General features: G+C 71.3%; 8 protein-coding genes, 1 tRNA gene and 2 pseudogenes. 5 read left to right on the top strand and 6 right to left on the bottom strand.

Features of this window, described 5'->3' with window-relative positions:
• Positions 1-101, top strand: a pseudogene (locus tag HDR73_RS02815) (IS481 family transposase); the annotation flags it as partial.
• A 58-nt stretch (positions 102-159) separates the two neighbouring features.
• Complete coding sequence (gene pstB / locus HDR73_RS02820; protein ID WP_012298002.1) at positions 160-939, top strand: phosphate ABC transporter ATP-binding protein PstB; 780 nt, start codon at positions 160-162, stop codon at positions 937-939.
• A gap of 79 nt (positions 940-1,018) precedes the next feature.
• Here the strand turns inward: pstB and HDR73_RS02825 are convergent, their stop codons facing one another.
• The 3 genes from HDR73_RS02825 to HDR73_RS02835 form a co-directional block, all read right to left on the bottom strand.
• Complete coding sequence (locus tag HDR73_RS02825; protein ID WP_041464338.1) at positions 1,019-1,882, bottom strand: anti-sigma factor; 864 nt, start codon at positions 1,880-1,882, stop codon at positions 1,019-1,021.
• Complete coding sequence (locus HDR73_RS02830; RefSeq protein ID WP_012298004.1) at positions 1,879-2,481, bottom strand: sigma-70 family RNA polymerase sigma factor; 603 nt, start codon at positions 2,479-2,481, stop codon at positions 1,879-1,881. Before HDR73_RS02830 ends, HDR73_RS02825 begins: the two co-directional genes overlap by 4 nt.
• A gap of 564 nt (positions 2,482-3,045) precedes the next feature.
• Positions 3,046-3,678 carry a hypothetical protein gene (locus HDR73_RS02835; protein ID WP_012298005.1) on the bottom strand — a complete coding sequence of 211 codons (633 nt, stop codon included), beginning with the start codon at positions 3,676-3,678 and terminating at the stop codon, positions 3,046-3,048.
• Positions 3,679-3,810: 132 nt separating this feature from the next.
• Between HDR73_RS02835 and HDR73_RS02840 the strand changes: the two genes are divergently transcribed.
• Positions 3,811-3,883: transfer RNA gene (locus HDR73_RS02840), tRNA-Lys, on the top strand.
• Between the two features lie 107 nt (positions 3,884-3,990).
• On the top strand, positions 3,991-4,146 hold the full coding sequence (locus HDR73_RS02845; RefSeq protein WP_231692853.1) for a hypothetical protein: 156 nt from the start codon (positions 3,991-3,993) through the stop codon (positions 4,144-4,146).
• On the opposite strand, the pseudogene HDR73_RS02850 reads toward HDR73_RS02845, so the two are convergent.
• Positions 4,077-4,901 (bottom strand): annotated as a pseudogene (locus tag HDR73_RS02850) (acyltransferase family protein); the annotation flags it as partial. The gene HDR73_RS02845 and the pseudogene HDR73_RS02850 overlap by 70 nt on opposite strands.
• Before the next feature lie 264 nt (positions 4,902-5,165).
• Between HDR73_RS02850 and HDR73_RS02855 the strand changes: the two are divergent.
• Positions 5,166-5,945, top strand: coding sequence for an SGNH/GDSL hydrolase family protein (locus tag HDR73_RS02855; protein WP_012298007.1), 780 nt, complete (start codon positions 5,166-5,168; stop codon positions 5,943-5,945).
• A gap of 41 nt (positions 5,946-5,986) precedes the next feature.
• Here the strand turns inward: HDR73_RS02855 and HDR73_RS02860 are convergent, their stop codons facing one another.
• Positions 5,987-7,381 carry a hypothetical protein gene (locus HDR73_RS02860; protein ID WP_041464341.1) on the bottom strand — a complete coding sequence of 465 codons (1,395 nt, stop codon included), beginning with the start codon at positions 7,379-7,381 and terminating at the stop codon, positions 5,987-5,989.
• Positions 7,382-7,737: 356 nt separating this feature from the next.
• Complete coding sequence (locus tag HDR73_RS02865) at positions 7,738-8,577, bottom strand: M23 family metallopeptidase (protein WP_012298009.1); 840 nt, start codon at positions 8,575-8,577, stop codon at positions 7,738-7,740.
• Positions 8,578-8,934 lie beyond the last annotated feature (357 nt).

Genomic DNA, 8,934 nt, shown 5'->3' on the forward strand with positions numbered 1-8,934 from the left:
GCGCCGACGCGCTTGACCCCTTCATCGAGCACTACAACACTGAACGAATCCACTCAAGCCACGGGCTCACGCCCGCGGCCCGAGTGTCACCAACGTCATGACCCAGTACAGCTAGCGCCCGCTCCCCCGGCCCACTCACCCGATCGGTAGGAACCCCCTTTGTCCAAGAGCATCGAAGTCAACGACCTGAACGTCTACTACGGCAAGTTCAAGGCGGTCGAGGACGTCAACCTGCGGATCGAGCCGCGCACCGTGACCGCGTTCATCGGCCCGTCCGGCTGCGGCAAGTCCACGTTCCTCCGCACGCTCAACCGCATGCACGAGGTGATCCCCGGCGCGTACGTCGAGGGCGAGGTGCTCGTGGACGGCAACGACCTCTACGGCCCCGGCGTCGACCCGGTGCTCGTGCGCCGCCAGGTCGGCATGGTCTTCCAGCGGCCGAACCCGTTCCCCACCATGTCGATCCGCGACAACGTGCTCGCGGGCGTCAAGCTCAACAACCGCAAGATCTCCAAGTCGGACGCGGACGCGCTCGTCGAGCAGTCCCTGCAGGGCGCCAACCTCTGGAACGAGGTGAAGGACCGCCTGGCCCTCCCCGGATCCGGCCTCTCCGGCGGCCAGCAGCAGCGCCTCTGCATCGCGCGCGCCATCGCGGTGCAGCCCGACGTGGTGCTGATGGACGAGCCGTGCTCCGCGCTCGACCCCATCTCCACGCTCGCCATCGAGGACCTCATCGAGGAGCTCAAGGCGCAGTACACGATCGTGATCGTGACCCACAACATGCAGCAGGCCAGCCGCGTCTCGGACCGCACGGCATTCTTCAACATCGCCGGCACCGGCAAGCCCGGCAAGCTCATCGAGTACGACGACACCACCACCATGTTCTCCAAGCCCAGCGTGCAGGCCACCGAGGACTACGTGAGCGGCCGCTTCGGCTGATCCGCCGCCCGCACGGAGAAGGCCCCGCATGCTCTGGAGGATGCGGGGCCTTCTGCGTGCCGTGGGTGCGCGGCGCCGATCAGGTGCTGGTGACCGCCACGATGGGCTCGGTCGTGGGCTGCTCGGATCCGCCGTCGGGCTCGACCGTGATGGCCACGGTGTCGCCGGGCGTGTAGCTGCCCTCGAGCACGGCGTGACCCGCACCGTCCTCCTCCGGCATGACGCCGGCGGAGACGGGGCCGGACGCGCCGACGTACCACATCTGGAGCACGCGGCCCTCGGGCAGCGGCGACGCGTCGTTGAGCACGACCGCCGTCTTCGCCTCGGAAGCGGAGAAGTAGACCGTGGCCGTGCCGCCGCCGACGACGTCGCGCTTGTCGATGACGACGTCGGACGCCGTGGTGACCCGTTCGTACGCCGAGGCGACGGGCGCCTGAGATGTGTCGGGGCCGCCCGTGTTCGTGCCGACGACCACGCCGCCCACGACGAGCACGACGGCTGCCGCGGCGACGCCGATGATGGCGCCCGGCTTGCGGAACCAGCGCTCGGAGGCGCGGGCGGATGCGGATCCGAGGCGCCCGCGAGGAGCGGACGACGCCGGAACGGCTGCATCGGGGACGGCATCGGAGGACGCCGCCGGACGCAGCGGGGTGACGGGCGCGGGGCGACGCGCGTCGTCCGTCACGGCGGACGGAGCGGCGAGCGGCGGGAGCTGCGGCGTGACGTCGAGCATGGCCATGATGTCGACCTTGAGGCGCGGCGAGGGAGCCACCGGCTCGGTCGTCCAGGCGAGGTCGGCCGCGGTGGCCCGCAGCTCCTCCACCTCGGCGCGCAGCACAGGGTCGCGCTCGAGGAGCGCCTCGACCTCGGCGGCCTCCTCGGCGTCGACGGCGCCGAGCGCGTACGCCGCGGTCAGCATGCGGATGTCGTCGTCGGTGGTCATGATGCGACCCCCATCTCGTCGCGCAGGCGGATCATGCCGTCGCGCAGACGTGTCTTCACGGTGCCGATGGGCACGTCGAGCATCGACGCGACCTCGCTGTGGCTGTAGCCGCCGTAGTAGGCGAGGGAGACGGCCTGGCGCTGGATCTCGGTGAGCTTCGTCATGGCCTTCGTGACCCTCTCGTGCTCGATGCTGATCTCGACGGTCTCGGACACCTGGTCGTAGCCGTGCTCGTGGTCGCGGATGCCGATGCGGACGTCACGATCGCGGCTGGACTGGGAGGCGCGCACGCGGTCGACCGCGCGGCGGTGGGCCATGGTGAGCACCCACGTAGTCGCTGCGCCCTTGGCCGGGTCGAAGCGGGAAGCGGATTGCCAGATCTCCAGGAAGATCTCCTGCGTGACCTCCTCCGACTGCGCGTGGTCGACGAGGAGTCGACGGACGAGTCCGAGGACACGGGGCGCGAGCTGGTCGTAGAGCTCCGAGAAGGCGCGCCTGTCGCCCTGGGCGACGCGGCCGAGGAGGGCCTCCTTCGACTCGGGGTCCGCCGGCCCGGGGAGGTGGGGACGCTCGATCGATGAAGGCACGAGCCCCAGCATCCCAGACCCGGGTGCGAACCGCATGCAGGCAGGGCGGGGCCCGCCTGGCCGGGGTGGTGCTGCGGGGAGGTCATGTGGCGCTTCCGGTAGTGATGCGGCGGGATGGGGAGCCGGCCTGCGGGTGTGCGGAGCCCCGCATCAGCCGGGATCTCGCTCTGCGGGACATCTGGGATGGCCGGGCGGCCTGCCACGCGGGCAGGACCCGACCGATGCGGGTCGCACCCTCACGGGTGACGGATGCGAGGCGGGTGAGCGCCTCACGATGACTCTTCGTCGCGGAGCGCGTCACGGATTGGTCACAGGCTGTGGGGATCCGGCAGCCCGACGAGGCCGGCTCGGCCGCTCGCACATGGGCCGTCCCTCCGGCGAGGAGGGGAAGGGAGATGAGGAGCCGGGCCGCAGGACGCCTCTCGGCGCGAGGCCGCTCGTAGCGGCGAATATTGGTACCCGGGAGTACTGCGGCCCGACCAGGATCCACTGTAACCGAGTCGGCGCGGGCTGTCCTCCCGGGGGTCGCGCTCACAGCGAACGGGCGGATCGGGCCCGCGAGGCGGATCAGGCGGGTCAGTCGAGCCGGTCGCCCCGCCAGAGCCGCGCGCACTGCACGAGGTCGGCCGCCATCTGCGAGAGGCGGAGGGCGCGCGTGGTCAGGTCGCCGGCGCGCTCCGGCGACGCCGTCGCGTCGAGGTCGTCGGCGACGCTCGTGGCACCGAGCGCGGCCAGCCGGCTGAACGCGCCCGCGCGGTCGAGGGCCACGGCGAAGTCGCCCGTGAAGAGCCCGCGGAGGATGCTGTCGGCGAGCTCGACGATCTCCGCTGGCCCCGTGGGCGCAGTGGCACCGGCGACCACCGGGTCGATGGTCGTGGCCACGTCGGTGCCGCGCTGGTAGAGGAGGCTGATACCGTCGGGATCCTGCCGGATGAGCGCACGCATGAGGTACAGCCGCCAGAGCGCGCCCGGGAGGCTGCGGGGGCTGGCGCGGGACCAGAGCTCGGCGACCGCGTCGATGCCGTGCTCGTCGGTGTACGCGATGAGGCGCTCGACGACCGCCGGGTCGGGATCCGCCCGCACGCATGCCAGCAGCGCCGACGCGGTCTCGTGGGCCACGCGGCTGATCGTGGCGGGGTCGTCGCCGCCGAGCATGCTCTCGAACTTGGCCCCGGAGAACTTCGTGGGCTTGTGGTAGTCGCGGGACATCCCCGCAAGCGTACGCCGGGCGTGCGCTCCCGACCGGGCGCGCGATGTCGGCGCACCGGTGCCCCGCGGGGCATCGCGCGAGGTCGACCGGCTCCGGGACGGCCACCGCCCATCCCGTAGCATCGGGGTCACGGGCCTCTAGCTCAGTTGGTAGAGCAAGGGACTTTTAATCCCTGGGTCGTCGGTTCGAGCCCGACGGGGCCCACCGCCGTCGATCGACCGGCCGGCTCGATGCCGGCGGACGGGATCACCCCCGGCCGCCCCGGTCCAGCACCAGGAACGGCGGCGTGCGGTAAGAGGAACCTCAGCGGGGTGCGCATCGCCACCGCGTGGATCGCCAGCGACGCGGCGATGGCGACGACGCTCACCACGAGCGGCAGCAGGTACGGCATCGCACCCGACGCCTCGAAGCCGACGGCGTCGAGCACGGCGCAGGCCGCGGCGATCACGAGGACGTGGGCGACGTAGATCGGCAGCGTGTTCCGCCCGAGGAAGCGCAGGGGGCGCACCAGCCGCGTGCGCGCGAGCAGGGCCGCCCACAGCACGCCGACCGCCATCGCGAGGCACGACACGAGCAGCAGCACGCCGGGGACGCCGCTGATGCCGGTCAGCTCCACGGCCACGCCCGCCGCGCCGAACGCGACCAGGGCAGCCGCCGCGGCGACCGGCCGCGGTCGGGAGGCGACGCGGAACACCAGGTCCTTGGCGTGCAGCCCGATGAGGAAGAAGACGAGGTACTTCGCCATGCCGTCCCAGCTGAGGCTGCCGATGCGCAGCACGCTCAGGAAGAGCGCCGACACGACGGCCGCGCCCGTCAGCTGGATCCACGGCGGCACCCGCCCGTGCGCCGCCTTCGCCAGCACGAGGAACACGGCGAGCGCGTGCAGGAACCACAGTCCCGTCGCGGGGAACACGAACGCGAGCAGCAGCGCCCTCGGGTCGCCCTCGTGCGGGCGGGAGTCGAGCGGCACCACCGAGAAGTAGAGGAAGCGCAGCACCGACCAGATCGCGAGCGCCCACACGAGGATCGCGATGCGGGAGTTCCAGAGCTCCGCCCAGGAGCGGCGCACGGCGGATCCCGCGAGGAGCCCCGAGGCGAGGAAGAAGATCGGCATGCGGAAGGTGACGAACGCGCTGTTGACGGTCGCCCAGACCGGTGAGGCGAGGTCCTCCTGCATCAGCAGGAGGCCCGCATGGAAGAGCGCCACCAGCAGGATGGCCATCGCCCTGGCCGCATCCCCCAGTCCGCGCGCGCAGCAGTGACCGTCGTTCCGTCTCCCCCAGACATGCTCGGCACCGTATCGGGTCGATGTGTCGGGGTCGTGTCGGGCGGGAGCGGCCGCACGCGGATCCAGTGGTGATCCCAGTGGTCGGCCGATGGGGATGCCCGCGCATGTCGGCCCGGCTGCCGCGCGGACGCGTCGGCCCCCGAACGGGGGTGGCCGGCGGATGCCACCACGGACAGGGATCGACCGTACGGTTCTCGCGTGGGGAAATACGGATTCCGGGAGCGCGCGCGTGCGCGATCGGCGTGGCGGATCGCCGGCTGGTCAGCGGCCGCGGTCGCCGCCGCGTGCTCGGTCGCCCTGGTGATCGCGGCGATGGGCAGCGGCGCGGAACCCGTCGAGAACGCGGGCGCCGTCGCGGAGTCCGGCTACGTCTCCGGGCCCGGCACCACGATCGCGCCGGTGGCGCCGCTGGACCTCCCCGAGGATCCCGCGGTCCTCATGTTCGGCGACTCCTTCATCCTCGGTCACGGCATCGAGACGTCGGGGAGGCCCACCTATCCCGAGCTCCTCGCCGAGCGCGAGGGCTGGAGCGACGTGCGCCTGAACGCGGCGGTGGGGACGGGCTTCGCCGCCACCTCCGATCAGCCGGCGTACCCGGATCGCCTGGCCGCGATGGGCGACGACTTCACGCCCGACCTCGTCGTCCTCCAGGGCAGCGTCAACGACATCAAGCCCGGCGAGGCCGCGGTGCGCAGCGGCGTGACCCGCGTCCTCGCCGACATCGCCGAGCGCTGGCCCGACGCCCAGACCGTGATCATCACGCCAATGACGGGCGTGCAGAGCTACGAGAAGCTCGCGTCCGCATACACCGGGCCCGCGCTCGGCAAGGCGCACGTCATCGACGCCACGGGGCCCGAGAGCTGGCTGCCCGTCGACCGGCCGGACCTCCGCACAGAGGATGAATGGCACCCCAGCGCCACGGGGCACGAGGTCATCGCGGCTGGGATGCAGACGTCCCTCGCGGCTCTCGCCGACTGACCCCGGCGCCGAGGAGTCGGCGCAGCGCGCGGCTCGTCCGGTCAGCCAGCCGGCGCCGCGGCAGCCGCCGGGGCGGACCCCGTTCCCGGGTCGGTGAGCGGACGGCCGAAGCCGTCGACGCTGCGGGTGCCCCGATCCGTGACGACCGAGGCGAAGGGCGTGTCGGGGTTGTTGGGCAGGGACGGGCGCTCGACGCGGGTGTCGCGCGCGAACGCGCCCACCACGACGACGCGCTGCGACGGGTACTTGCTCGGGGTCATGAACATGGTGCCGCGGCCGACGAACGTGTCCTGGGCGAGCCGCCCGCCCTGGTCGACGAGGCCGACGCCGATGCCGTGCGCGCCGAGGTCGCCGCCGGTCACGATGTTGTAGCCGACGACGGTGGCCCCGACGCCCGCCCCGATCTCCAGCTGGTACCCGCCCGCGCCCGAGTTGCCCTCGAGGCGCATGCCGTTGATGCCGAGCTCGGAGACCATGGACGACGCGTTGCTCGTCGGGATGGCGACGAAGCCGCGCGCCGCCTTGTTGCCGGCGCCGCAGCCGATGACGCGCGTGTTCTCGAAGCGCGCGTTGGTGGAGGCGATGCGGATCCCGCCCGCCGTGCAGTTCACGATCTCGGTGTCGCGCATGACGATGTCGATGGCGTTGACGCCGTCGCAGTCGACGCCCCAGGTGCCCGCGGTGATCACGCGCAGGCCCTCGATGACGTTCGCGTAGGAGTACTCATCGCTGGCCGCGGTGAAGGCCGCGCGGGCGAAGAAGACCCCCGCGCCGCCGGTGGCGTTCAGCTCGATGTCGGTGATCCGGCAGTGCAGCAGGGAGCGCAGGTACAGCCCGTGGCGGCCCGTGCGCGTGCCCGTGATGCTGAAGCCGGTGAGCGACACCGTGGCCTTGTTGTTCGCGGCGGGCCCGGCGTCGGCGCCGATCTTGCCCTGCACCTTGAACACGTCGCCCGTGGATCCCGCGATCTGCCGGATGGTGGTGACGCGCCGCCCGTAGCCTTCGATCGAGATGGCCGGGTACCCGTAGGGCGCTCCCGAGAGGGGCTGCTTGGGCCACGTGGCGCTCGAGTAGTCGATGCCGGTGGACGTGACGCGGATCTCGCACGGCGGCAGGATCCCGCGCCCGCCGGTCTTCTGCAGCGCCGCGAAGAACGCGGCCATCGCCTTCGTGTGGTCCGCGGCCGACGGCACGAAGCCGAACTGCTCCGGGTAGTAGACGCGCGACTGGTCGCCCACGACGGCGGCGGATGCGGGCGGTGCGACGGCAGGCGCCGCGACGACGGCCGCGCCCGCTGTGGCGCCGACGGCCGCGAGGAAGACGGAGCGGCGGCCGACGAGCGGCGGCCGCTCGGCGGGGACCGGGGCGTGCTGGGCGAGGGCCTCGGCGGCCAGGTCGGGAGTGGGCGCGTGGGCGCGTGCGCGTGAGCGGGACAAGGGGGAGCCTTCCGGGTGGGCCGTGCTGACGGGCGCGGTCGCGACGTCGATCCGCTCCCCCGAGCACCGGACGCCCCACGCTGGATACGACACAGGGTGCGTCCTGGTGCCGCCCGGAGCGTACCCCCAGTTCGGGGAGGCGCGACGGCGGTGTCCACCGGTCCCGATCCGCAGCAGCTCGGGGAACCGGCCTCCTCCTCGCCTGCGAGGCCGCCGCCGCCGATGCGATGTCGGGGAGGGGGAGGTCGCGGTCCGGCACGCCGTCGCGGGACGGCCGGGGCGAGACGGCCGAGCGGACGCACGAGAGGGGCACGCGAGACCAGCTCGCGTGCCCCTCCCCGGGTGACCCTGCGGCGTCAGCCGTTCTTGACCTTCGCAGCGGTCGCCGTCGCGATGGCGTCGATGAACGTCTTGTCGTTCGCGAGGCGGGTGCCGAGGTTGGTCACCATCGTCTCGATGTTCTCCGTGCGGCCGCCGTAGCCGATGACGGTCTGCAGGATGCCCCGGTAGATCGCCTCGACCGTCTTCACCTCCGAGGGCTTGCCCGGTGCGCCGGTGTACCACTCCGCGGTGCGGAGGGTCTGCGCGATCTTGTTAGCGTCGGAATCTGAGATTGCCATGTCGTCTCCTGCCAGTGGTGCATTGTCCATCCAGAATTGCGGGTCTTTCTTGACGTCGTTGATCCGTATCTCGAGATGCAGATGCGCGCCATTGCTCGCCCCGGTGTTGCCCACCGGGCCGACGTACTGTCCGGCGGAGACGGAATCGCCCTCCGGCATCGGCGAAGGTTGGTCCATGTGCGCGTACACGCTCCGGAATCCGTCGACGTGATCGATGACCACGTGGTTCCCGTAGCCCGAGCTGTTGCGCTTCTCGAATACCCGCCCATAGGCGATCGCGTAGATCGGCGTGCCCGTCGGTGCGCCGTAGTCCGTGCCCATGTGGTACGTCTTGGTCTTGGGCCGGTACTCACCGAACCGCCCGGTCACGGGATATCTCCGCGTGAACGGGTAGTTGAAGATCGGATCCGCGTTCGCGGCGTTCAGCGGAGCGAGGGTCTGCACCCCGAACAACGCCGCGAATATCACCGTCGCCGTGAGTATGTTGCGTCTCGTGGCACCCGTGACGACATCGAGCACCTCGTCGGGATCACCGTCGTCCCGATATTCCATTTCCTCGCCCATCCTGATCGGCACGCGATATCCGTGCGCGTGGTCGAGAAGCTAGCAGTCGCCGGCATGGAGCGGAGATTAATTTTCGTGGACGCGTATTCCTTAACGTAGGAAAAACGTGTTCCGATATTCTCACCGCCGTCGGGCACGGAAGATCGCCCCGGCGACGAGAGGACGCTCCGGCGCCGCCGATGCGATGCTGGGTCGCATGAGCATGCAGGCCGACGAACTCGTGATCGCGATGCTGACCGCCGAGGAGACGAGCGAGCGCTACGACCTGCTGAAGACCGCGCTCGAGGAGCACGACGACCGGGGCGTGCAGTACCTCTCGGGCGTCGTCGGGCGGCTGCTCGCCTACATCGACGGGCTCCGCGAGCCCGA

The sequence above is a fragment of the Clavibacter sp. genome (genome assembly GCF_014802555.1).
GTDB lineage: Bacteria > Actinomycetota > Actinomycetes > Actinomycetales > Microbacteriaceae > Clavibacter > Clavibacter sepedonicus.

Excerpts from the sequence above, each read along its gene's own strand:
- HDR73_RS02825 (WP_041464338.1), bottom strand. The coding sequence starts at position 1,882 with ATGACCACCGACGACGACATCCGCATGCTGACCGCGGCGTACGCGCTC.
- HDR73_RS02830 (WP_012298004.1), bottom strand. The coding sequence starts at position 2,481 with ATGCTGGGGCTCGTGCCTTCATCGATCGAGCGTCCCCACCTCCCCGGG.
- HDR73_RS02835 (WP_012298005.1), bottom strand. The coding sequence starts at position 3,678 with ATGTCCCGCGACTACCACAAGCCCACGAAGTTCTCCGGGGCCAAGTTC.